We start from the raw sequence: 23641 nt of genomic DNA, 5'->3' as shown, positions 1-23641 counted from the left end.
CAAGGAGGGAGCCATCGTGCGCAAGGTGCTCATCGCCAACCGTGGCGAAATCGCTGTCCGTGTGGCCCGGGCGTGCCGGGACGCGGGTATCGGCAGCGTGGCCGTGTACGCCGAGCCGGACCGGGATGCTCTGCATGTCCGGGCGGCTGACGAGGCGTTCGCTCTGGGCGGTGACACTCCGGCGACCAGTTATCTGGACATGGCGAAGGTGTTGCAGGCCGCGAAGGACTCGGGCGCGGACGCGATCCACCCCGGCTACGGGTTCCTCTCCGAGAACGCGGAGTTCGCGCAGGCCGTCCTGGACGCCGGTCTGACGTGGATCGGCCCGCCGCCGCAGGCGATCCGCGACCTGGGCGACAAGGTGGCGGCGCGTCACATCGCGCAGCGCGCCGGAGCCCCGCTCGTCGCCGGTACGCCCGACCCGGTCTCCGGCGCCGACGAGGTCGTCGCGTTCGCCGAGCAGCACGGGCTGCCGATCGCGATCAAGGCCGCCTTCGGTGGTGGCGGTCGCGGTCTGAAGGTCGCGCGGACGCTGGAAGAGGTCCCCGAGCTGTACGACTCCGCCGTGCGTGAGGCCGTCGCCGCGTTCGGCCGGGGCGAGTGCTTCGTGGAGCGCTACCTGGACAAGCCGCGGCACGTGGAGACGCAGTGCCTGGCCGACTCCCACGGAAACGTGGTCGTGGTCTCCACGCGTGACTGCTCGCTGCAGCGCCGGCACCAGAAGCTCGTCGAGGAGGCCCCCGCGCCGTTCCTCACCGAGGCGCAGAACGCCGAGCTGTACGCGGCGTCGAAGGCGATCCTGAAGGAGGCCGGCTACGTCGGCGCCGGCACGGTCGAGTTCCTCGTCGGCACCGACGGCACGATCTCCTTCCTGGAGGTCAACACCCGTCTGCAGGTCGAGCACCCCGTCACCGAAGAGGTCACCGGCCTCGACCTCGTCCGCGAGATGTTCCGGATCGCCGACGGCGAGGAGCTCGGTTACGGCGACCCGGAGATCCGGGGTCACTCCTTCGAGTTCCGTATCAACGGCGAGGACCCGGGCCGCGGCTTCCTGCCCGCCCCCGGCACCGTCACCCTCTTCGCCCCGCCGAGCGGCCCCGGTGTCCGTCTGGACGCGGGCGTGGAGTCCGGCAGCGTCATCGGCCCGGCCTGGGACTCGCTCCTGGCCAAGCTGATCGTCACCGGCGCCAGCCGCGAGCAGGCCCTGCAGCGGGCCGCGCGTGCGCTCGCCGAGTTCAAGGTGGAGGGCATGGCCACGGCCATCCCGTTCCACCAGGCGGTCGTCACCGACCCGGCGTTCACCGCCGACCCGTTCCGGATCCACACCCGGTGGATCGAGACGGAGTTCGTCAACGAGATCAAGCCGTTCGCCCCGGCCGGCGCCGACGCCGACGAGGACGAGTCCGGCCGCGAGACCATCGTGGTCGAGGTCGGCGGCAAGCGTCTCGAGGTCTCGCTGCCCTCCTCGCTCGGCATGACGCTGGCCCGCACGGGCCTCGCGGCCGGTGCGAAGCCGAAGCGCCGCGCGGCCAAGAAGTCCGGCCCCGCCGCCTCCGGTGACACCCTCGCCTCCCCGATGCAGGGCACGATCGTGAAGGTCGCGGTGGAGGAGGGCCAGGAGGTCAAGGAGGGCGATCTGATCGTCGTCCTGGAGGCCATGAAGATGGAGCAGCCGCTCAACGCGCACCGCTCCGGCACCGTCAAGGGCCTGAACGCCGAGGTCGGCGCCTCGATCACCTCCGGCGCCGCGATCTGCGACATCAAGGACTGACCGACGGCACCGGGACCGGCCACGGTCACCGAGTACCGTACGAAGGGCCCGCAGGCAGCCGCCTGCGGGCCCTTCGTCGAGGGGAGGGTGATCCACCAGCCATGCGAGCCGACGCACGACGCAACCACGAGCGGCTGCTCACCGAAGCCCGCGCCACCTTCGCCGAACAGGGCGCCGACGCGCCCCTCGAAGAGGTCGCGCGCCGCGCGGGCGTGGGCATCGGCACCCTCTACCGCCACTTCCCCACCCGGGCCGAGCTGCTCAGCTCGGTCTTCCAGGAGGCCCTCGCGGAGCTCCTGCACCGCTCGGGAGAACTGGCCGAGGCAGAGGAACCGTGCCGGGCGCTCGTGGAGTGGCTGCGGGCTCTGATCGCCCACGCGGGCGAGTATCGGGGGCTCGCGCACGCGCTGATGTCCGCCTCGTACGACCGGAGTTCGGCGCTCGCCCAGTGCAGCGAGCCGCTGCGCGCGGCGGGCGAGCGGCTGCTCGGGCGCGCCAGGGAGGCGGGTCAGGTGCGCGCCGACGTGTCGATCGGCGACCTGATGCAGCTGACCAACGCGATCGCGCTGGCGGCGGAGCAGTGCCCGGAGGACGCGGAGCTGGCGGACCGCCTGCTCGCGCTGACGCTTCGGGGCATCAAGGACTGAAGGACCGAGTGACAACTTCCGCTGGGGCAGGGAGGGTTCGGCGGCGGAGCGCGGGACCCCTGGGGGAGGGCCCCCCGGCTCAGCGGCGCCGCATGTCCGCGACCCGCGCCGTGCGCTCCAGCGTCTCGGCGGCCATCCCTCCGCCCGGTCCCCGGAACTGACCCGCCGCCATCCGGCCGCGCTGCACCGGGAGCGGCATGTCACGGCGGGGCCGGGCGCCCGGGGGGACCTGGTCACCGCCCGTGGGCCCGCCCGCGGCGCCCGTACCGGCGACGGCGATCTGCACACCCTGGTCGGCGAGGGCCTGGAGCTCGGTGGCGGCCCGGTCGTCGTGGGCGGGCGGCTCGTCGGTCACCAGGCGGGTGATGACGTCCGTGGGCACCGTCTGGAACATGGTGTCGGAGCCGAGCTTGGTGTGGTCGGCGAGGACCACGACCTCGGCCGCCGCCTGGACCAGCGCCCGGTCCACGCTCGCGGAGAGCATGTTGGACGTGGAGAGGCCGCGCTCGGCGGTGAGTCCGCTCCCGGAGAGGAAGGCGCGGGAGACCCGGAGCCCCTGGAGCGACTGCTCGGCACCGCTGCCCACCAGGGCGTAGTTGGAGCCGCGCAGGGTGCCACCGGTCATCACGACCTCGACCCGGTTGGCATGGGCGAGGGCCTGGGCGACCAGGAGCGAGTTGGTGACCACGGTCAGACCGGGCACGCGGGCGAGCCGGCGGGCCAGCTCCTGCGTGGTCGTCCCGGCGCCGACGACGATGGCCTCGCCTTCTTCGACGAGGCTCGCGGCGACGTCGGCGATGGCCGTCTTCTCCGCGGTCGCGAGATGGGATTTCTGCGGGAAGCCGGATTCTCGCGTGAATCCGCCCGGCAACACCGCACCGCCGTGCCGGCGGTCGAGGAGTCCTTCTGCCTCAAGGGCCCGTACGTCTCTCCGTACGGTCACTTCAGAGGTCTGGACGACGCGGGCGAGCTCGCGGAGCGACACGGCCCCATTGGCTCGCACCATTTCGAGGATCAACTGGCGACGTTCTGCAGCGAACACGAAACTGACAGTAACGTGACCGGCCGATAGTTTTCAGCACTATGCGCCGAATTGCAGAAGATGCACACAGACGGGGCCTCCAAGTGGTATGGGAGACCCCGCCGTTGATCCGTCGTGCGCCAGGGCTATGCCCCGCCTTGCCGGGGGTTGTCCGAGTCGGCGAACCGTTCCCGCAGGCGGGAGCCGTGCACCGGAGGACTGCCCCGGGGGTGTCAGACCTCGCCCGCGGACTTCCGGGTGTGCAACTGCCGTGCCACTTCCGCGATCGAACCCGACAGGGAGGGGTACACGGTGAAAGCATTTGCGATCTGTTCGACCGTCAGATTGTTGTCGACCGCGATCGAGATCGGATGGATCAGTTCGCTCGCCTTCGGCGCGACGACACAGCCGCCGACCACGATCCCGGTGCCCGGACGGCAGAAGATCTTGACGAAGCCGTCCCGGATGCCCTGCATCTTCGCGCGCGGGTTGCGCAGCAGCGGCAGCTTGACGACCTTGGCGTCGATCTTGCCCGCGTCCACGTCGGCCTGCGTGTAGCCGACGGTGGCGATCTCGGGGTCGGTGAAGACGTTCGACGAGACGGTCTTCAGGTTGAGCGGGGCCACCGCGTCGCCGAGGAAGTGGTACATCGCGATACGGCCCTGCATGGCGGCCACCGAGGCGAGCGCGAAGACACCGGTCACGTCACCCGCCGCGTACACGCCGGGGGCGGTCGTACGGGAGACCCTGTCGGTCCAGATGTGACCGGAGTCCTTCAGTTTGACCCCCGCCTCCTCCAAGCCCATTCCGGCCGAATTCGGGATCGCGCCGACCGCCATCAGACAGTGCGTGCCGGAGATGACCCGGCCGTCCGCGAGGGTGACCTCGACCCGGTCGCCGACCCGCTTGGCGGACTCGGCGCGGGAGCGGGCCATGACGTTCATGCCGCGGCGGCGGAACACGTCCTCCAGGACGGCGGCGGCGTCCGGGTCCTCGCCGGGGAGCACGCGGTCGCGGGAGGACACCAGGGTCACCCGGGAGCCGAGGGCCTGGTAGGCACCGGCGAACTCGGCACCCGTCACACCGGAACCGACCACGATGAGCTCCTCGGGGAGCTCCTTGAGGTCGTAGACCTGCGTCCAGTTCAGGATGCGCTCGCCGTCCGGCTTGGCGTCCGGCACCTCGCGCGGGTGGCCGCCGGTCGCGATCAGCACGGCGTCCGCGGTCAGCGTCTCCTCCGTGCCGTCGGCGGCCGTGACGATCACCTGGCGGGAGCCGTCCATCGCCTGCCGGCCGGAGAGCCGGCCGCGGCCGCGCAGCACCCGGGCGCCGGCCCGGGTGACGGATGCGGTGATGTCGTGCGACTGGGCGAGCGCGAGGCGCTTCACCCGCCGGTTGACCTTGCCGAGGTCCACGCCCACGACACGGGCGGCCTGCTCCACGTGCGGGGTGTCGTCCGCGACGATGATGCCGAGCTCCTCGTACGAGGAGTCGAAGGTGGTCATCACCTCGGCGGTGGCGATCAGGGTCTTGGAGGGAACGCAGTCGGTCAGGACGGACGCGCCGCCGAGGCCGTCGCAGTCGACGACGGTCACCTCCGCGCCGAGTTGGGCGCCCACCAGGGCCGCCTCGTATCCGCCGGGTCCGCCGCCGATGATCACGATCCGGGTCACTGGGATCTACGCCTCGCGCTCTCGTTCTGCCGGGGGGTCCCCCCGCTGGGATGCAGTGCGTACGCCATTGTCCCGCACGCTTCAAGTGCGTACCCCATTCTCCCGCACGCCCGGCGCGGCCTCACGCCGGGGCCTCCGAAGGGGTGCACGCGCCCCGTGGACGCACCCCACGGCCCCCACCTCGGAGTTCTCCGGACACCCCACCCCCTCCCGTACCCTCGGTCCCATGTCGCTCTACGCCGCTTTCGCCGGCAACCTCGACGCGCGGCTGATGAGCCGCCGCGCACCGCACTCCCCACTGCGCGGCACCGGCTGGCTCAACGGCTGGCGGCTCACCTTCGGCGGCGAGCAGATGGGCTGGGACGGCGCGCTGGCCACGATCGTGGAGGCCCCGCGCTCCCAGGTCTTCGTGGCGCTGTACGACATCGCGCCGATGGACGAGGAATCCATGGACCGCTGGGAGGGCGTCGGGCTCGACATCTACCGCCGGATGCGGGTCCGGGTGCACACCCTGGACGGCGAGGAGCCGGCCTGGTTGTACGTCCTCAACGCGTACGAGGGCGGGCTGCCGTCGGCGCGGTACCTGGGCGAGGTCGCCGACGCGGCCGAGTCGGCGGGCGCGCCGCACGACTACGTGATGGAGTTGCGCAAGCGTCCCTGCTGAGGCCGGTGCGAAATCGGCCGGGGGTGTGGGAACCACCGAGGGACGAAGGTGACTCCTCCCTTGTGCCATTCGTCGGAAACGACAAGACAACGATCGCATGTCCGTCGGCATCGTCATCTACGCGCGTAGGCAAACTCCGGCTACGCTTCTGCGCGTATCAAATCCGTCCGGGGCCAGCCTCGGACCCCCCTCCCCGAGGCGAGAGAGTCAGTGAACGCAACTGCCACCCCGTACGAGGCCGCCGAGGCCGCTGCCGCACGTCTTCGCGAGCTGACCGGAGTCGAGAACCACGACGTCGCCCTGGTCATGGGCTCGGGCTGGGCGCCCGCAGTCGACGCCCTCGGTGCCCCCGAGGCCGAGTTCCCGGTGACCGACCTGCCCGGCTTCCCGCCGCCCGCCGTCGAGGGCCACGGCGGAAAGGTCCGCTCGTACAAGATCGGCGAGAAGCGCGCCCTCGTCTTCCTCGGCCGCACCCACTTCTACGAGGGCCGCGGCGTCGCCTCCGTCGCCCACGGCGTCCGCACCGCCGTCGCCGCCGGCTGCAAGACGATCATCCTGACCAACGGCTGCGGCGGCCTGCGCGAGGGCATGCGCCCCGGCCAGCCGGTCCTCATCAGCGACCACCTCAACCTGACGGCCGCCTCCCCGATCGTCGGCGCGAACTTCGTCGACCTCACCGACCTGTACTCGCCGCGGCTGCGCGCGCTGTGCAAGGAGGTCGACGAGACCCTCGAAGAGGGCGTCTACGTGCAGTTCCCCGGCCCGCACTACGAGACCCCGGCCGAGATCAACATGGTCCGCGTGCTCGGCGGCGACCTGGTCGGCATGTCCACCGTCCTCGAAGCCATCGCCGCGCGCGAGGCGGGTGCCGAGGTCCTCGGCATCTCCCTGGTCACCAACCTGGCGGCGGGGCTCTCGGGCGAGCCGCTGAACCACGAGGAGGTCCTCCAGGCGGGCCGCGACTCGGCCGCCCGCATGGGCGAGCTCCTGACGAGCGTCCTCGACCGGATCTGAGCCTCCCGGCTCGCCGGGGCCGCTGCGCGGGGCCTCTTTCCCCACCCCGCCCCTTCCCGTAACCGGGGGCTCTGCCCCCGGACCCCCGTACGGCCTGCGGCCGTGCCCTCAAACGCCGGGCGGGCTGGATTTTCCAGCCCCGCCGGCGTTTGAGGCGCGGGGTCCGGGGCGGAGCCCCGGTTCGGGAAGGGGCGGGGTGGGGAAAAGCTCCGCGCAGCGGCCCACCCCGCACCCACCCGCCGCTCGCCTCCCCCCGAAAGGCACACCGTGACGCAGGACGACGACCTCCTCGCCCGGGCCAAGGCCTGGCTCGCCGAGGACCCCGACAGTGAGACCCGCGAGGAACTCGCGAAGCTCATCGACGCCGGCACGAGCAACGAGCTCGCCGCCCGTTTCAGCGGCACCCTCCAGTTCGGCACCGCCGGGCTCCGCGGTGAGCTGGGCGCCGGGCCCATGCGGATGAACCGCTCGGTCGTCATCCGCGCCGCCGCCGGCCTCGCCGCGTACCTCAGGGCGAAGGGCCAGGAGGGCGGTCTCGTCGTCGTCGGCTACGACGCCCGCTACAAGTCGGCCGACTTCGCGCGCGACACCGCCGCCGTGATGACCGGCGCCGGCCTGCGCGCCGCGCTCCTCCCCCGCCCGCTGCCGACGCCCGTCCTCGCGTACGCCATAAGGCATCTGGGCGCCGTCGCCGGCGTCGAGGTGACCGCGAGCCACAACCCGCCGCGCGACAACGGCTACAAGGTCTACCTGGGCGACGGCTCGCAGATCGTGCCGCCCGCCGACGCGGAGATCGCCGCCGAGATCGACGCGATCCGCTCGCTGCACGACGTGCCCCGCCCGGAGGCCGGCTGGGAGACCCTCGGCGACGAGGTCCTGAACGCCTACCTGGAGCGTACGGACGCCGTCCTGACCCCCGGGTCCCCCCGCACCGCGCGGACCGTCTACACGGCCATGCACGGCGTCGGCAAGGACGTCCTGACGGCCGCTTTCGCCCGGGCCGGCTTCCCGCCGCCCGCGCTCGTCGCCGCGCAGGCCGAGCCCGACCCGGCGTTCCCGACGGTCGCGTTCCCGAACCCGGAGGAGCCGGGGGCCATGGACCTCGCCTTCGAGGCGGCCCGGGCCGTGGACCCCGACCTGATCATCGCCAACGACCCGGACGCCGACCGCTGCGCCGTGGCCGTGCCCGACGCGACCGTCGTGGGCGGCTGGCGGATGCTCCGCGGCGACGAGGTGGGTGCGCTGCTCGCCGCACACCTGGTGCACAAGGGCGCGACGGGCGTGTTCGCCGAGTCGATCGTGTCGTCCTCGCTGCTCGGCCGGATCGCGGAGGCCGCGGGCGTCGGCCACGAGGAGACGCTGACCGGCTTCAAGTGGATCGCCCGCGTCGAGGGCCTGCGGTACGGCTACGAGGAGGCGCTCGGCTACTGCGTCGACCCGGAGGGCGTCCGCGACAAGGACGGCATCACGGCGGCGCTGCTCGTGACCGAGCTGGCGTCGGTGCTCAAGGAGCAGGGCCGGACGCTGACCGACCTGCTCGACGACCTGGCGATCGCGCACGGGCTGCACGCCACGGACCAGCTGTCGGTGCGGGTCGAGGACCTGAGCATCATCGCGAACGCCATGACGGCGCTGCGCGAGCGGCCGCCGGTCTCGCTCGCCGGTCTGACGGTCGTGTCGGCGGAGGACCTGACGAAGGGCACGGAGTCGCTGCCCCCGACGGACGGGCTGCGCTACCACCTGGAGGGCGACTACAAGGGCCGGGTGATCGTCCGCCCGAGCGGTACGGAGCCCAAGCTCAAGTGCTACCTGGAGGTCGTGGTGCCGGTCGCCGCGGCGGTCGACCTCGCGCCTGCGCGGGCGACGGCCGACGAGGTGCTGGTGGCGATCAAGCGGGACCTGTCGGCCGCGGCCGGACTCTGATCCGCCGCGAGAGCCACGGTCGAAGGGCCGGTACGGAGTCTCCGTACCGGCCCTTCGGCCGTCCGGGTGAACCCCGTACGGCACATGACGCCAGACGACTCCCGCACGCCGGGGGCGTACGCCCGGGGCGAGCCCTCCCGGCCCGTCAGCCGAAGCGGCCGTTGACGTAGTCGGCGGTGCGCGGGTCGGTCGGGGAGCCGAACACCGTCTCGGTGGGTCCCTGCTCGACGATCACGCCGGGGGTGCCCTGCTCGGCGAGGAAGAAGGCGCAGGAGTCGGAGACGCGGGCCGCCTGCTGCATGTTGTGGGTGACGATGACGACGGTGACCTCCGACTTCAGCTCGGCGATGGTCTCCTCGACGCGCCGGGTGGAGGTCGGGTCGAGCGCCGAGCAGGGCTCGTCCATCAGCAGGACGCGGGGGCGGACGGCGAGCGAGCGGGCGATGCACAGGCGCTGCTGCTGGCCGCCGGAGAGCGCCCCGCCGGGCTGCCGCAGCCGGTCCCTGACCTCGTTCCAGAGGCCGGCCCGGGTCAGGCACTCCTCGACGAGGTCGTCCTTGGCCTCCCTGCCGGCCCGGATGCCGCCGAGCTTCAGTCCGGCGAGGACGTTCTCGTACAGGGACATCGCGGGGAACGGGTTGGGCTTCTGGAAGACCATGCCGATCTCGCGGCGGGCGTGGGTGATGCGACGGCCCCGGTCGTAGATGTCGGCGCCGTCGAGGAGGACCCGGCCGGCGAGCGAGGCGGTGCCGGTGAGTTCGTGCATCCGGTTGAGGATGCGCAGGAAGGTCGACTTGCCGCAGCCGGAGGGGCCGATGAGGGCGGTGACCTCACGGGCGGGCATGGCGAGCGAGACCCGGTCGAGGACCTTGCGGTCGCCGAACCAGGCGGAGACGGAGTCGGCTTCGAGGGCGGCGGCCCGGGACGGGGCCGTCGTGCCGCCGTCCGGCACGGGCGGCAGGGTGACGGTGTCGACGAGATCGGTCACGGTGTGAACTCCACAGCGGTCAGAGGAGGTTGGGCAGGAGCCTGGTCAGCTCGCCGGAGACGAGGACACCCAGGGCGACGAGGACCGGGACGGCGGTGACCCAGGTCTGGCGGTTTCCCCAGCGGCGGCGGGCGAGGACGGTGAGCAGGGCGGCGAGCAGCAGCGCCTGGGCGCCGAGGAAGATCCCGGGCCAGGCGTCGGGGTCGCCCGCGAGGGGCTTCTCGGCGGCCGTGATCCAGCCGGGGCGCAGCGGCCGGGGCGGGCTCGGCTGGGTCGCGCCGATGAGCCGGGCGTCGATCCGGACGACGTCCTCCGGGGTGTACGCGCCGCCGCTCGCGGTCATGAGGGTGAGTCGTCCCTGGCCCTGGCCGAGGGCCGTGGGGTTGGGGTCGCCGGGGTGCCGGACGCCCGTCACCTCGTACACGGCCCTGCCCTGACCGGTGGTCACCTCGACGCGGGCGCCGTTCGGCAGCCGGTGCACGTCGTTGAAGGGGCTGCCGTAGCCCCACTTGCGGCCCATGATCACGCTGGTGCCGGACTGGCCGGGCAGGGCGGTGTCCCGGCGGTGTCCGGGGCCCGACATGAGGACCTCGGAGGTGGTGCCCTCGGCGACGACCTCGCGGAGTCCGAGCGCGGGGATGCGGAGCAGGGCGACGGGGGCGCCGGGTGCGAGGGGCTTCCCGTCGAAGGTGAGCTGCCCCACCGGGGCGGTGCCGAGGGCGAGTTGCTCACGCAGGTCGTCGTAGGCGGTGGACTGCTCGCGGGCGTGCTGGAGGTGTCCGACGACGGTGAGGTTGGCGGCGAAGCCGATGAGCAGCGCGGCGAGAACGCACAGCGCCGCCCCGGCCAGGGCGAGCCCGGCGCGGGGGGCGGTGGGTGGCGGTGCGGTGGTCACGGGCGGGCGCCCGCCTTGCGGCGGCGGGTCTGGATCACGGCCGCCGCGCCGAGGAGGCAGAGCGCGAGGGAGCCGAGGGCTGCGGAGGCGGCGGAGGCGCCGGTGGAGGCGAGGCTGCCGCCGTTGCCGCCATGGGTGTCGGTACCGCCGGAGCCGCCGCCGCCGGTGGCGCCGCTCGTACCGCTGCCACCGGATCCGCCGCTCGTTCCGGTGCCGCCCGTGGTGTCCGCGTCACCGCTCGCGGTCGGCGAGGGGGTGTCGGTGCCGGTCGGGCCCGGGGTGTCGCTCGGCGTCTCGCTGGGCGTGTCGGTCGGCGTGTCCGTCGGCGTGGGCGTGTCGGTGGCGGTGGGGTCGACGGTCGGGGTGGGGGTGCCGGTGCCCGTCGGCGTCGGGGTGGTGCCGGTGGGGGTCGGCGTGGGCTCGGTCACGTACAGCGAGTAGACGAAGGATGCGGGGGTGTGGGCCTCGGGGTCGGTGGGGGTGAACGTGGCGACCACGGGCAGTCCGTCGTTGTTGACGGCGGACTCGGTGACGGTGACCTCGGCCTTCCCGGCGACGACGTCGACGGTGCCGATGTCGATGAGTTCCTCGTTCACGAACTTCTGGAAGTTCACCGTTCCGGCGGCCTCCTTGGGCTGCACGTTCGCGATGATCCTGGCCGGCTGTCCGACGACGGCGGTGCCGGGGTCGGACACCACTTCCAGCAGGGTCGCCTTCTGTGCGATCGGGGCCCAGGTGTCACCGGTGACCTGGACCATGGTGGAGAAGAAGTTCTCCGCCTCGGCTCCGTTCGCGGTCCGGCAGTAGAGGCGGAGCTCGTAGCGGCCGTCCAGCGGGCCTTCGGGGACGAATCGCTTGAGACCGTCCTGGAGCGACAGCGAATCGGCCTCGGCGTCGATGGGCCGGGTGAAGGCGCCACCGCTCAGGGGCTCCCCCGCGACGGTGACCGCCAGGTCGTGGAAGGTGCCGCTGAGGCCGGGCTCGACCACGCCGAGCCGGACCTTGACGTAGGGCTTCGCGGGGTCGGCCGGCGCGGGGCAGGCTGCGGAGGTGCCGACCCCCGTACCGACGGGCTTGTCGGTGAGGGAGCCCGAACCGCCCTGGAGCGTGAAGGCGCCGTGCAGCGTGGCGGCCTTGGCGGGGGCGGCCATGGCCAGGACGACGGCGAGGGTGCCGCAGAGGAGAGCGAGCGCCATGAGCAGCGCGACGGGTGATCTCAGTGGTGCGGGGCGGTTCATTCGAGTCCCCCAGGAGTCGGATGCGGGAGTGGGTGGGTCGGCGGGTCGGCGCCTGCTCGGGCGGCAGCGCCCGGCCGGCGGGAAGCGGGGGCGGTCGGCGCGCGTTCGCCACGGGTACGCCCGGGGGCCGGGCACCCGAAGGTGCCCGGCCGGTGTGCGGTCAGGGAGCGGTGGTGATCAGCGCTCGCCCTTGACGGTCGTGGCGCCGCAGGCGGTGCCGAGGGAGCCGAAGCCGTAGTTGGTGATGGTCGTGGTGGCGGCGCAGACCTTGGAGGTCGAGCCGACGAAGGTGGCGGAGATCGTGGCGTTGGTCAGCTTCGCCGTCGGGACGACGTTGTAGACGTCGCGGAGGTAGGGGAAGGCCGGGTTCAGCGTCTTGTCGGCGTTGCGCGGGGCGACGGTGCCGACGGAGCCGAGGACGGCGGCGCCGCGACGGTTGGTGACGACACCCTTCTCCTGCGCCGTGTAGGAGGCGACGGAGTACGGGGCGACGTCGCCGGCGCTGTCAAGGACGGTGCCGTCGTTCTCCTGGACACCCTGCTGGACGCAGGCGCCCGGGGTGGTCACGCCGATGGAGGAGAGGAAGAACTGACGCGTGCCGGAGTTGCTCTGCGGCAGGATCGGGGTGAGCGCCACGCCGTTGAGGGACGTGAGGTTGCACTCGTAGATGTCCTTGAGCTGCGTCGCCGTCAGGTCGGAGGGCAGCGCGCTGTCGGAGCGCTTCGCCCAGGACACCGCGTCCTTGGCGAACGGGATCCAGGTCAGGTCCGTGGTGCTGGTGTCGGCCGGGCCGCGCGAGGAGCGGGCGAAGTCGAGGCAGCCGGAGTTGGTGTCCACGGCGTTGCGCAGGGCGTCGATGCCGGCCGAGGAACCGTTCGGACGGTTGATCACACAGCCGGTCGCCTTGGTCTTGATCGTGGCGGAGCCGGTGGCGTCCCAGGACGCGATGATCTTCTGGCCGAGGGCGTTGACGACGACGTTGCCGAGGCCGTTCAGGACGTCCTGGGTCGTGTCCGAGCCGGTGCCGGCAAGGGTGCGGTACTGGGTGATCGGGTTGGGGTCGGCCTGCGCGGCGGGGGCGAGGGCGACACCGAGACCGAGGGCGGCCACACCGAGGGCGGCACCGATACGAGCGCGGGACTTGACGTTCACTTCTGATCTCCTCCGTGGAAACGGATGTCATGGAATGGACGCACAAGCAGAATCCGGATTCTTCAACCGGCCGGTCCGTCGACCGGCCGGGAACAACAATTCCGCACGGGCGCCACGGGCGGCCACCACGTTCAGCCGCTCTTCAGGTGACGAATTCCTGTCCTAGGTGAATCCGAGGGAATTCGGCGACGGCCGGCCGCAGCCAGGACCGCGGGGCCCGCGATACCGGCGAGACCACCGACGACCAGGACCGAGAGAAGGACCCAGCGGATGACACCGAGCACCTGCGACGGGGTGCTGCCGGTGCCGGCGAGCTTCTCCCCCGGTGCGCCGCCGGAGCCGTTCGTGCCCCCGCCGGAGGTCGGCGGCGGGACGGCGGAGGACGGCGCCCCGGAGGACCCGCCGGTGTCCGCGCCGCTCGCGGACCCGCCGCCGGCGCCGGAACCCGCACCACCGGAGGCACCGGAGCCGGCGCCCGAGGAGCCCGTGGAACCGCTCGTCCCCTGACCGCCGCCGGAGTCCGAGCCTCCGCTCGCGCCCCCGGCACCGTCGGTCGAACCGCCGGTCGCGGCGCCCGTGGTGGAACCCGGTCCGGTCGGCGCCCCGCGCTCCAGGCGGTCGGCCGCGGCGGCGGCCTGGGCCTTCAGCTTCGCGGGCATCGGCGCGTAGCCGAGGGGCAGCTCACCGGGGGCGGTGCCCTGCTTCTGACCTGGTCCGGCCGCGTATCGCAGCACGCGCGCGTAGTCCTTGCGGGCGTCCGCCGGAAGGCCGGTGGAGGCGGCGGCGTACGTCACCACCGTCAGCGGGTAGGCGCCGTTCCTGGCCCGGGCCGGGTCGGCCGTGAGGACGCCCGGCACGGCGGAGTCCTTGAACTGGTCGACCGCCTTGAGCATGGCGGTGGTGGTGGGGTGGACGTAGGTGCCGTCGGCGTTCGGCAGGGCCGCGATCTGGAGCTGGTAGCGGGCCGCCGAGGCCGCGTCGGTGATGCCGTAGGCGCGGCGGGACCCCGGGGGGACGTCGCCGCTCGTGAGCTTCAGCCCGCCGGTCGCCGCGTCGGGCGCCGCACGGTCCTTGGCACCGTTGGTGCCCCGCCGGACCGCGCGTGCGGCGTCGTGCAGGTCGATGGCGTACGGGGAGCGGTCGACCATGCCGTACGTGATGTTCAGCTCCCCCTCGACCAGCTTCGTCTCCGTGGGGTCGGCCTTCGGGAACTCGTAGGAGCCGGCCGAGGCGAGCCCGAGATCCTTGAAATAGCGGTTGATCTTCATTCCCCAGGGGTCCGCATTTCCTTCGAGGAAGGCGCGCGCCGCACGGTCGGCACGAAGATAGTTCCAGACGATCCGCGTGCTGTCCGAGCGGTCGGCGGCGAGCAGAATTCCGCCCGGGTAGTTCATCACCGACTGCTGAAACTCCTTGAATTCAGGATTCAGCTTCAGGAATTCCGGGTCCCGCAGGATCGATTCCGGGTTGCCCTTCAGATGGTCGGGGACGGGAGCCTTGTCGCTGAGGAGCCGTACGTCGTACGGGTACGAGCCGGTGAGCACCTTCGCCAGGAGCCGGGGGTTCAGCTTCAGGTCCTTGACGAGTCCGATCTTGTCGGCCTCCCAGTAGAGGCCCACGGTGAGCCCGTTGACGGCGACGGGCGCGTGCACGAAGCCGGCCTTCTCTCCGCCCTCCACGGGCTCGACGGTGAAGGCGAGGCCGGGCGAGGTGGAGGTCGGGTTCAGCAGGTTGCCCCGGGCCAGGTCCTCACCGCGCTGGGTGAAGGTGAAGCGGGTGCTGCCGTCGGCGCAGAGCGAGGACTGCCAGGAGGTGAGCGCGTCCGTCACCAGCTCGGATCCGGTCATGCGGCGCTCGGCCTTGTCCGTGGGGCAGGGCTCTCGGACGGGCAGGAAGTCGAGCGGGAAGACGATGCGCCGGTTCCAGTTGGTGGTGGAGAACGCGGAGGTGACGGGGCGGCCCGTGGTCCCGTTCGGGTCGTGGGAGCCGCGGGGCACGACGACGAGCCAGCAGCCTCGGCCGCGCACGTTCGCGTCCGACCCGATCGGGTCGCCGCAGCCCAGGTGCGGGGCCTCCCGGGTGGACTGGAGGTTGAAGCCCATCTCCCCCGTGCCGTCGGGCTGCGTGGTGGCGAAGAACTCCTCGTTGCTGTCGCCGGGGCTGAAGTAGGTCCAGTCGGTGGGCTTGGTCGTGGCCGGGCCGGAGACCGGGGTGAAGGGCACGAACGGATCGGTCGTCTGCCCCGGGTACTCCGGGTCGGGGATCTGCTCGCCGTACTGCTTCTCCAGCGGGTCGGAGCCGACCGGGAGAAGACGGCTGCCGATGAAGGCGCCGAAGTCGGAGCCCTTGGCGCCGGCGCCGAGCTGGCACTGCTCACGCCTCGGCCCTGCCGGGTCGTCGCCCCAGCACTGCATGATCTGGAGGTAGTCGGTGTTCCGCCCCTGCGTCGGCGTCCCGCCCTTCCAGGTCACGCTCAGCCCCTGCGAGCGCAGGTTCCTCGTCTGGTGGACCGTCACTTCGAGCTTCGAGAAGTCGTCGTACGGCCCTTTGGTCCCGCGCTTCGTCACCGCGGAGTTCTGCGAAGGGCCGGTCGCCGCCGCCGCGGGCGTGTCCTGCGGCAGCGGGACGAGGGCGAGCACGACGGCGGTGAGGAGCGAGCCGAGTCCGGCCCTCCGGGTGAGCGTCGGCCTCACTGTCCGCCTCCCTGGCGTTCGGCCCGGGCCGTGAGCGCGCGGCCGACGAGCGGCGGCGCGACGACGGTGGCGAGGAGCAGGAAGGCGGAGAGGGCCATGAGGACGCCGCGCAGGCCGCCGCCCGTGTCGGCGGCGAGGGTGACCGGGGTGCCGACGATCTGGTTGCCGCCGGAGTCCTGGCCGCCGCCGGTGCCACCGCCCGTACCGCCGCCGTCGCCGATGACCTCGCCGGTGTCGGGGTCCACGGCTCCGCCGCCCGTGGCGCCGCCGGTGGCGGAGCCGCCGCCGGAGCCCGTACTCCCGCCCGTTCCGCCGCTCGCGGAACCACCGTTGCCCGTCCCGGAGCCGGTGCCGGAGCCGGTGGCCCCGCCCGTGCCGCCGTCGCCCGAACCGCCGGTGGAGCCGGCTCCGTTGGAGCCGGTGCCGGTCGAGCCGCCGGAGCCGCCCGAACCCGAGCCGTTTCCGTTGCCGCCGGTCGAGCCGCCCGTGGCGGAGCCCCCGGCCGAACCGCCGTTGTTCACCTGCGTGTTCGTGCCCTTCGCACCGCCCGTGCCGTCTCCGCACTGCGTCGGCCCGCGCTTGTCGCAGGCCTTCGGCCGCGGCGCGTTCTTGGCGAGCGTGTTGGTCCCGTCGGCCGAGAAGGTGGGGTTGCGGCAGTCGGACAGGTCGACCGCGCCGGTCGGCGCGCCGGGGATCCGGCGGACCTGGTCGAAGCCGGCCTGCACGAGGTTCCTCGGGAGCGGCGAGTAGCCGAGCTCCTCGGCCTGCTGCTGGCCCTCGCAGAGGAAGTAGCGGGCGAAGGTGCCGAGCGAGCGGCCCTTCTCGGTGGTGTGCGGGGTGGTCTCCGAGGTGGGGACGACCATGTAGCTGTAGCTGGAGAGCGGGTAGCTGCGCTCGTCCCGGGAGCGGTAGACGTCGTCGAGGATCTGCGTCAGGTAGTTCGTCGAGTTCCGGTCGGAGTCGATCCGGGCCTTGAGCAGGGCGACGGCGACGGCCTGCGCGGTCGGCTCGACGTAGTAGCCGGAGGCGTTGAGCACCTTGACGACCGGGAAGTGCGCGTTGATCGCGTACGAGTACTCGACGTACGTGATGGCGCCCTCGCCCTGCGGCTGGCGGACGTGCGCGGAGACGCCGAGCGAGCCGGACTTGGCGACGGTGGTGGTGCCGGGCACGACCGGGAAGTACGAGGTCATGCCGCAGGGGGTGGAGCGGCCGGCGCGACGGCAGTAGTCGTCCCAGACGGGGCCGTTCTCCTTGGCGAGCCAGGTGGTGAACTGGGCCGTCGTGCCCGAGCCGTCGGAGCGCACGACGGGGACGATGCGGCGGGCGGGGAGGTTCAGGCCGGGGTTGTCGGCCTTGATCTCCGGCGCGTTCCACATGGTCAGCCGGCCGGTGAAGACCTTCGCGAGGACGGGCCCCGAGAGGCGCAGGTTGGTGACCTGGCGGCCGCCGATCCGCAGGTTGTACATGAAGGCGGTGCCGCCGGCGACGATCGGCATGTACGCGTAGCCCCGGCGCGGCGGTACGTCGGTGGCGCCGCCGTCGTTGAGGCCGTACGGGATCTCGGAGACGGCGAAGTCGACGGTGCCGTTCTTGAACTGCTCGCGGCCCTGCGAGGAGCCGTTGGCGTTGAAGTTGACCGTGAGGCCGACGTTGGCGCCGATGTTGCGGCGCCACTGCTCGACGGCGTTGGAGCTCCAGGTGGAACCGGAGCCGGTGATCTTGGTGTACCCGGCGGCCTGCGCCGCGGGCGGATGGACGAGCAGGGCGAGCACCGCGCACAGGGCTGCGGCGAGCCCCAGGGCGGTGCGGGCGAGCGGGGCGGCGGATCTCACGGCGTACTCCTCGGAGGTACGGATCGGTCGGCGGGCGCGGCGGAGGACCCGGAGGCGGAAGGGGTCCCGGGGGCCGGGTCCGGCCCGGAGGCGGAAGGGGGCTCGGGGGCCGGGGCCGGCCCGGGGGCGGCGACCCATCGCGCCGCGTCCTGCCGCGACGCGAGGGCCCTGCGCCGCTCCTGGCGCTTCGTCAGCTGCCCCGGTCCGCGCCCGCCCGCGATCCGCGCGAGGACGAAGAGGAGCAGGACGAGCAGCATCAGGACGGCGGCGGTGCCGAAGCCGCGGGCGATCATGTTCGGTTCGGGCGACTTGACGAGCTCGAAGGTGGCGAGCGGCAGGGAGACCTGCGCGCCGGACGTCGGCAGGGCGTTCAGCTCGGCGGTGAACCCGGCGGTCAGCAGCACGGGCGAGGTCTCCCCCACCCCGCGCGCGGTGCCGAGGATCACGGCCGTGGTCAGCCCCGAGCGGGCGGTCGGCAGGACGACGTGCCAGACCGTGCGCCAGCGCGAGGACCCCATGGCGTACGAGGCCTCCCGCAGCGTGCCGGGGACGAGCCGGATGACGACGTCGGAGGCGCGGATGATGATCGGCAGCATCATCACGGCGAGGGCGAGCGAGGCGGCGAGACCGGAACGCTCGGTGCCCAGGGCCAGGATGACGGTCGCGTAGATGAAGAGCCCCGCGACGATCGACGGCAGCGCCGTCATGGCTTCGACGATCGTGCGGACCAGGCGCGCGAAGGGGCCGGGCACCTCGGTGAGGAAGACGGCGCAGACGATGCCGGTGGGCACGGTGATCGCGAGCGCGATGCCGACCTGTTCGAGGGTGCCGACGACGGCGTGCAGGATGCCGCCGACGTCGAGCGGTTCGAGGGGTCCCGCCAGGCTCATGTCCTCGGTGAAGAAGTTGAGGTGGACGAGGGCCCTGCGGCCCTCCCAGAGCGTGAAGGCGACGACGAAGACGAGGACGGCGAGGAGCAGCAGACCGAGGCTGCGGACGACGACTCCGGCGATCCGGTCCCGTACGGCGGGCCCGTCCTCGTCGAACGAGACGAGCAGCGCGTACAGCCCGATGAAGAGGACGTACGCGACGATCACGAAGCCGACGGCGCCGCTGAAGGGCAGCAGGCGGGCGAAGAGGAGCCAGGTGAGGGCGAGCGAGGCGGCCGCGGCGCCGAACAGGGCGTACACGTCGGAGGCGCGGGTGGTGCCGGTGGTGCGGCGGCGTTCGGGTCCGGGGGGCGGCGGGGCCTTCTCGGTGGGCGGTCGCAGCCTCGGCCGCTCCGGGGCGATGGTCATCGGGTTCGGGTCCCCCTTGAGGAGAGCACGGGCCGGGGCCGACAGGCCCTCAGGCGTCGCTGCTGGCGCCGGAGCGGCTGCGCGCGACGATGGACGAAGCGGCGAAGTTGACGATCAGGGTCATGACGAAGAGCGCGAAGCCGGCCGCCATCAGGGCGGACATGCCGAAGGGCGTGGCCTCGCCGTAGCGCAGGGCGATGAGTGAGGACACCGAGCTGGTGCCGGTCTGCAGGACGTGCCACTGGATGGTGAAGACCTGCGAGATGACCATGTAGACGGCGATGGTCTCGCCGAGCGCGCGGCCGAGGCCGAGCATGGTGCCGCCGATCATGCCGCCCTTGCCGAAGGGCAGGACGACGCTGCGGATCATGCCCCAGCGGGTGGCGCCGAGCGCGTAGGCGCCCTCGCGTTCGCCCGCGGGGGCCTGGGAGAAGACCTCGCGCATGATCGAGCAGATGATCGGCGCGACCATCATCGCGACGACGAGACCGGCGACGAAGGTCGACGACGTGTAGACGGTGGGCGGGGCCAGCGGATCGTCGGGGTCGGCGCCGTCCACGCGCAGGAACGGGATCCAGCCGAAGTACGTGGCGATCCAGCGGGCGATCGGGAGGATCGACTCCTCCAGCCAGAAGACGCCCCACAGGCCGTAGACGACGGAGGGCACGGCGGCCATCAGGTCGACGGTGGAGATCAGGGTGCGGCGCAGCCTGGGCGCCGCGTACTCGGAGATGTAGAGCGCGGCTCCGGTGGCCAGCGGCACGGCCACGACGATCGCGACGAGGGCGATCAGGACGGTGCCGAGGAGGACGGCCGCGATGCCGAACCGTCCGGCGTCGGGCTCCCAGTTCTCGGTGGTGAGGAAGGAGAGTCCGGCGCGGTCGAGGGCCTGCCAGGCGCGGAGGAGCAGGAAGCCGCCGACGAGGAGCATGACCGCGAGGACGAAGCCGCCGCCGGTGCGGGCGACGGCGCGGAAGACCCGGTCGGGAAGGCCGGGGTCGGCATGGAGCCGTCGCGGCGTGTCGGGCGGCGGGTCAAGGGTCTCGGTCGTCACGGGAAGGACGTAAGTCCCGCCCGGTGGACAGGTGTTCCCCTCGACGTGAACGAGGGGAGTGCGGGGGGCAACTTCCGTTCACCGTAAGGCAGTCGAGGCCCATCTGGGCCCCTCGGCGGCGATCAGGGCGCGGAACCGCGCATAGGCGGTACGACAGGTGGAATGACGCTCGTAGGAGCGTCCCGAGAGGGCGGCGGTACGCCCCTCGGCGTCGCGCAGCAGCCACACCCAGCCGTTGCCGCCGGCCGTGTGCTGGACACCGCCGGCCATGTCCGCGTGCCCGGTGCACAGGGCCGTGAAGGCCTCCCGGCACCGGGCGTGGTCGTCGTAACAGACCCCCGAACGCGCGACGACCCTCCCGTTCTGCGCGACGAGTCGCCATCCGTAGCGTCCGTCGGCCCCCATGTCGACCAGACAACGCGTCCCGGACACACCGGTGTCCTTGGTCATCGCCCCCACCCCCACAGTCTCGGCAAGCGCAATCTATTGAGACCGGAGTGACTGTTGGGTGCTAAACCAATTGCGGGGTTGCACGCTTCACCAGGAGGTTGCCCCTAGGACACCGGCAGCGCGTGCGACCCCTCGGGAACAGGACAGTCTGACGAGATCGGCGCCCCGCGCCGGCTGTGGACGTGCCGATTCTGCGAAGGGTCGGCCCGTCGTGAGGGGGCGACCGTCGCGAGCAGGGTCGGTCCGTCGCGAGGGGGGCCGACCGTCGCGAGCAGGGTCAGCCCGTCGCGAGGGGGGGGGCCGACCGTCGCGAGCAGGGTCAGCCCGTCGCGAGAAGGATCACCAGGAGCAGCAGCCCGGCCGCCGCGGGGCCGACGATCTCGTACGCCCAGCGCACCCGCGCCTCGCCCCGCGCGCCCGGGGTGCCCGCGCGGCGCTCGGCGAGCTCGCGCAGATCGGCGACGGTCTGGTCGGTGGGCGCGGTGCGCGACGAGCTGTCCCGGACGTCGGCGGTGACCGAGGTACGGCCGTGCGGGTCGTCCTGGGAGGCGCGGGAGGCGCGGCGGGCCGCCTTCTTGCGCTGGCGCAGAGAGACGGGGACGGCCCACAGCTGGTACTTCGCGCCGTCCTGGGTGAAGACCTCGCTGGAGTAGCCGGCGCGGACGTCGGCGACCGTCGACCAGGGCAGCGTGATCGACCGGAACGGGTTGCGGATCCGGAGCCGGTCGTCGTTGGCGTACACGGCGGGCCGGATCGTGAAGGCCACGATCAGCGGCACGGCGAGGAGGAGGCCCGCGAGCGCGAGCCAGGGCGACCGGCCCTCGCCGCGGAACAGCACGTCACCGGCGAACAGTGCCGCGAGGATCAGCAGGAACACCCCGCTCGCGATCCCGAGCGGCGACCGGAAGACACGGTCGGGGGACTCCGGCCCCGTGGACTGCCGCCCTGCGGACTTCTGCCCGGCGGGCTTCCGCCCCGCGGGCTTCTTCCCGGCGGACGGCTGCTCGGGGGTCGACTCGCGGCTCGGCTCGTGGCTGGGCTCGGGGGTCGGCTCGGGGGTCGTCATGGGGCCGATTCTGCCTCAGTGGGCCGGTGGGGGCTCAGGCGGCCCGCGTGGCCACGAGATCCGCGTACAGAATGATGTTGTCGGGGCGGTGGCCGTCGGTCAGCTCGCCGCCGCAGGTGATGAGGCGCAGCTCGGGGCGGTCGGTGTCGCCGTACACCTTGGCCGTCGGGAAGGCGTCCTTGTCGACCTGCTCCAGTTCCCTGACCCGGAAGACCGCGGTGGTGCCGTCGGCCCGGGTCACGGTGATCTCGTCGCCGACCGCGACCTTGGACACGTTCTTCAGTACGGCGGGGCCCCGGGCGGTGTCGAAGTGCCCGATGAGGACGGCGGGGCCGGTCTGCCCGGGTGTGACGCCTTTGTCGTACCAGCCGATGCGGTCGGCGTCCGCGACCGAGGGCACCTCGACGGTGCCGTCGGCGGCGAGCCCGAGCTCCAGGACGGGCCCGGTGGGGCCGGTGTCGACCCCGGCGGCGGGGACCCGGACCCGGACGGGCAGGGAGCGGGCGAGCGGACGGACGGGGGCGGAGCTCGCGTCCGGCGTGGGGGCGGCGGTGGCCTCGGAGATCCGCGCGGGCGGGGTGACGGCCTGCTGCCCGCTCCCGGCCGAGCAGCCGGTGAGCGCGGCGAGGCCGGCCAGGAGGAGGACGGAGGCGGTACGGGCACGGCGACGGTTCACGGGAGGGCTCCGGACAGGGTGCGGCCGGCCGCCGCGTGGAGTGCGACGGCCGGCCAGGGGTGGGGTGTGCTCCCGCTCGGGTCGAAGGGCGAGGAGACGGGTGGTGCGGGATCAGACGCGGGCGGAGGCCCGGCGGCGCAGGACCACGAAGCCGAGGCCCGCGGCAGCGAGCGAGGCGGCACCGGCACCGGCCGCGACGAGCGCGGTGGAGTCGTCCGACGCGCCGAGCTCGGCACCGGCCGCGACGCCGCCCTTCGGGACGACGGAGGTCTGGCCGGCGTTGTTCGCGGTGACGTTCGTGCCGGTGGTGGCGGAGGGCGTCGGGGACGCGGTGGAGCCGTCCTTCTCGCAGCCCTTCGGGAGCGCCGGGAAGGAGGTCCAGCGGAACGGCGTGTCACCGCCCTGGGTGCGCTGGCCGAACCGCGGGGCGAGGGTGCCGGCACCCTCGATCTTGAGCCCAACGGCGCTGTCGAAGGGGTGGGCGCGGTCCGCCGTCCCGCGCACCTCGCCCTGCTCGTCCGTGAGGACCGCCTTCGGGCCCTTCTCCAGGTCGTTGGTGAGGGCGACGGTCCACCCGAGCCCGAACACCGAGGGGACGACCTGCTGGACCGTGCACTCGCCGGTGGCGACGGGGGCCGGGGCCTCGACGACGGGCTTCGGGGCCGCCTGGTACCTGTAGCCGGGCACGTACGCGGCGAACTGTCCGTCCGACTCCAGGACGACGACCGCCTTGCCGAAGGTCCACACGGCGCGGGCGCCGTTCACGTACGTGTAGCCGCGGCCCTTGCCGTTCTCGATCAGCTGGAGGCCGAAGCGCCCGTCCTTCTTCGCGAGCTGGAGGACGGTGCCGTCGACGAGGCGGTAGAGGCCGGGGGTGTTCGGGGCGATGTTCCCGATCCAGTTGTGGGTCGTGCCGTCCTGGTTCAGGACGAAGAACTCGCCGTTGTCCTGCCCCGCGGCGGAGCGGCTGTTCGCCTCCACGACGCCGACCGGGCTGCCCTGGCGGAAGAGCTCCGCGCGGTAGTCCAGCTGGTTGACCTTGTAGATCTTGGCGACGGTGCCGGTCAGGAGCGTCTCGGTACGGACGAGGGTGCCCTTCGGGGTGTCGACCGCGGTCGCGGTCACCTCGCCCTCGGAGTTCAGGGTCACCGAGTGTCCGGCGAAGACCTCGGTGTCCTGCTGGGCGTAGCCGCCGCCCGCCTTCAGCTCGCCGAGCACGTGCCCGTCCCGCACGACGGTGGCGGTGTAGTACGGGTGCTGGTCGCCCTTGGCGTACACCTTCGCCGACAGCCCGCCGGCCAGCTGGACCGTGCGGACGGGGGCGTCCTCCGCGGTGACGGCCGGGGCGTCCTCCGCGGTGACGGCCGGGGCGGCGGCCGTGGTGGCCTTCGGCGCCGGGGTCGTACCGGCGGCGAAGGCGGCACCGGCGGCGAGCGCCGGAGCGGTGATCGCGACGCCCGCGACGAGGGCGGTGGCGATGGCGGTGCGAAGGGCGGTGCGCATAACGACTCCTGTGAATTCAGGCAGGTGGATGGGAGAGTCGCATGCCGCTTTTTCTCGGTCCGTTCGTGCTGTCCGGTGAG

Annotated in this window: 19 protein-coding genes; 5 read left to right on the top strand and 14 right to left on the bottom strand. The window is 72.7% G+C overall.

The genetic code is table 11. The features are described from left to right. The first annotated feature begins 16 nt into the window (after positions 1-16). Together E0F75_RS18025 and E0F75_RS18020 are read left to right on the top strand one after the other, a co-directional pair. Positions 17-1771, top strand: a complete 1755-nt coding sequence (locus tag E0F75_RS18025) for a biotin carboxylase N-terminal domain-containing protein (RefSeq protein ID WP_187623522.1) — start codon at positions 17-19, stop codon at positions 1769-1771. Between the two features lie 101 nt (positions 1772-1872). After that, complete coding sequence (locus tag E0F75_RS18020) at positions 1873-2418, top strand: TetR/AcrR family transcriptional regulator (protein ID WP_187623521.1); 546 nt, start codon at positions 1873-1875, stop codon at positions 2416-2418. Positions 2419-2497: 79 nt separating this feature from the next. Here E0F75_RS18020 and E0F75_RS18015 read toward each other — a convergent pair whose 3' ends face one another. Together E0F75_RS18015 and E0F75_RS18010 are read right to left on the bottom strand one after the other, a co-directional pair. Beyond that, entirely contained in the window at positions 2498-3424 is a 927-nt protein-coding gene (locus tag E0F75_RS18015) for a DeoR/GlpR family DNA-binding transcription regulator (protein ID WP_055603827.1), read from the bottom strand. 248 nt (positions 3425-3672) lie between these two features. Next, entirely contained in the window at positions 3673-5112 is a 1440-nt protein-coding gene (locus E0F75_RS18010; protein WP_187623520.1) for an NAD(P)H-quinone dehydrogenase, read from the bottom strand. Positions 5113-5338: 226 nt separating this feature from the next. Between E0F75_RS18010 and E0F75_RS18005 the strand changes: the two genes are divergently transcribed. The 3 genes from E0F75_RS18005 to E0F75_RS17995 all read left to right on the top strand — a co-directional run bounded on the left by E0F75_RS18005 (position 5339) and on the right by E0F75_RS17995 (position 8713). Continuing rightward, positions 5339-5776 carry a gamma-glutamylcyclotransferase gene (locus E0F75_RS18005; protein ID WP_187623519.1) on the top strand — a complete coding sequence of 146 codons (438 nt, stop codon included), beginning with the start codon at positions 5339-5341 and terminating at the stop codon, positions 5774-5776. A 210-nt stretch (positions 5777-5986) separates the two neighbouring features. Beyond that, positions 5987-6790, top strand: coding sequence for a purine-nucleoside phosphorylase (locus tag E0F75_RS18000; protein WP_187623518.1), 804 nt, complete (start codon positions 5987-5989; stop codon positions 6788-6790). Positions 6791-7057: 267 nt separating this feature from the next. Next, positions 7058-8713: a phospho-sugar mutase gene (locus E0F75_RS17995; RefSeq protein ID WP_187623517.1), complete on the top strand. Its 1656-nt coding sequence runs from the start codon at positions 7058-7060 to the stop codon at positions 8711-8713. 145 nt (positions 8714-8858) lie between these two features. On the opposite strand, the gene E0F75_RS17990 is transcribed toward E0F75_RS17995, so the two are convergent. The 12 genes from E0F75_RS17990 to E0F75_RS17935 all read right to left on the bottom strand — a co-directional run bounded on the left by E0F75_RS17990 (position 8859) and on the right by E0F75_RS17935 (position 23561). Further along, a complete protein-coding gene (locus E0F75_RS17990; RefSeq protein WP_229312721.1) occupies positions 8859-9665 on the bottom strand; it encodes a phosphate ABC transporter ATP-binding protein in 807 nt (268 codons plus the stop codon). Between the two features lie 55 nt (positions 9666-9720). Continuing rightward, entirely contained in the window at positions 9721-10596 is an 876-nt protein-coding gene (locus E0F75_RS17985; RefSeq protein ID WP_187623516.1) for a sortase, read from the bottom strand. Next, positions 10593-11834 (bottom strand): hypothetical protein, encoded by a 1242-nt coding sequence (locus E0F75_RS17980; RefSeq protein WP_187623515.1) that lies wholly within the window; start codon positions 11832-11834, stop codon positions 10593-10595. Before E0F75_RS17980 ends, E0F75_RS17985 begins: the two co-directional genes overlap by 4 nt. Before the next feature lie 177 nt (positions 11835-12011). After that, positions 12012-12986: a substrate-binding domain-containing protein gene (locus E0F75_RS17975; protein ID WP_187623514.1), complete on the bottom strand. Its 975-nt coding sequence runs from the start codon at positions 12984-12986 to the stop codon at positions 12012-12014. Positions 12987-13117: 131 nt separating this feature from the next. Continuing rightward, the gene (locus tag E0F75_RS17970; protein WP_187623513.1) at positions 13118-15679 is read right to left on the bottom strand and encodes a hypothetical protein; all 2562 of its coding nucleotides are present in this window, start codon (positions 15677-15679) and stop codon (positions 13118-13120) included. Then, positions 15676-17514: a phosphate ABC transporter substrate-binding protein PstS gene (gene pstS / locus E0F75_RS17965; RefSeq protein ID WP_187623553.1), complete on the bottom strand. Its 1839-nt coding sequence runs from the start codon at positions 17512-17514 to the stop codon at positions 15676-15678. The genes E0F75_RS17970 and pstS overlap by 4 nt, the downstream gene beginning before the upstream one ends. Beyond that, positions 17511-18812 (bottom strand): phosphate ABC transporter permease PstA, encoded by a 1302-nt coding sequence (gene pstA, locus E0F75_RS17960; RefSeq protein ID WP_187623512.1) that lies wholly within the window; start codon positions 18810-18812, stop codon positions 17511-17513. The genes pstS and pstA overlap by 4 nt, the downstream gene beginning before the upstream one ends. Positions 18813-18861: 49 nt before the next feature. Further along, positions 18862-19866 carry a phosphate ABC transporter permease subunit PstC gene (gene pstC / locus E0F75_RS17955; protein ID WP_187623511.1) on the bottom strand — a complete coding sequence of 335 codons (1005 nt, stop codon included), beginning with the start codon at positions 19864-19866 and terminating at the stop codon, positions 18862-18864. 78 nt (positions 19867-19944) lie between these two features. Beyond that, complete coding sequence (locus E0F75_RS17950) at positions 19945-20316, bottom strand: DUF1508 domain-containing protein (protein WP_187623510.1); 372 nt, start codon at positions 20314-20316, stop codon at positions 19945-19947. 319 nt (positions 20317-20635) lie between these two features. Beyond that, positions 20636-21382 carry a PH domain-containing protein gene (locus E0F75_RS17945; protein WP_187623509.1) on the bottom strand — a complete coding sequence of 249 codons (747 nt, stop codon included), beginning with the start codon at positions 21380-21382 and terminating at the stop codon, positions 20636-20638. A 34-nt stretch (positions 21383-21416) separates the two neighbouring features. Further along, positions 21417-22058, bottom strand: coding sequence for a class F sortase (locus E0F75_RS17940; protein ID WP_187623508.1), 642 nt, complete (start codon positions 22056-22058; stop codon positions 21417-21419). A 111-nt stretch (positions 22059-22169) separates the two neighbouring features. Further along, complete coding sequence (locus E0F75_RS17935; protein WP_187623507.1) at positions 22170-23561, bottom strand: hypothetical protein; 1392 nt, start codon at positions 23559-23561, stop codon at positions 22170-22172. Between the last annotated feature and the right edge of the window lie 80 nt (positions 23562-23641).

This window comes from Streptomyces sp. CB02980, assembly GCF_014451325.2.
In the GTDB taxonomy this organism is placed as follows: Bacteria; Actinomycetota; Actinomycetes; order Streptomycetales; family Streptomycetaceae; genus Streptomyces.
The sequence above is the reverse complement of the archived record's forward strand: the minus strand, read 5'-3'. Positions and strand labels throughout refer to the sequence as shown.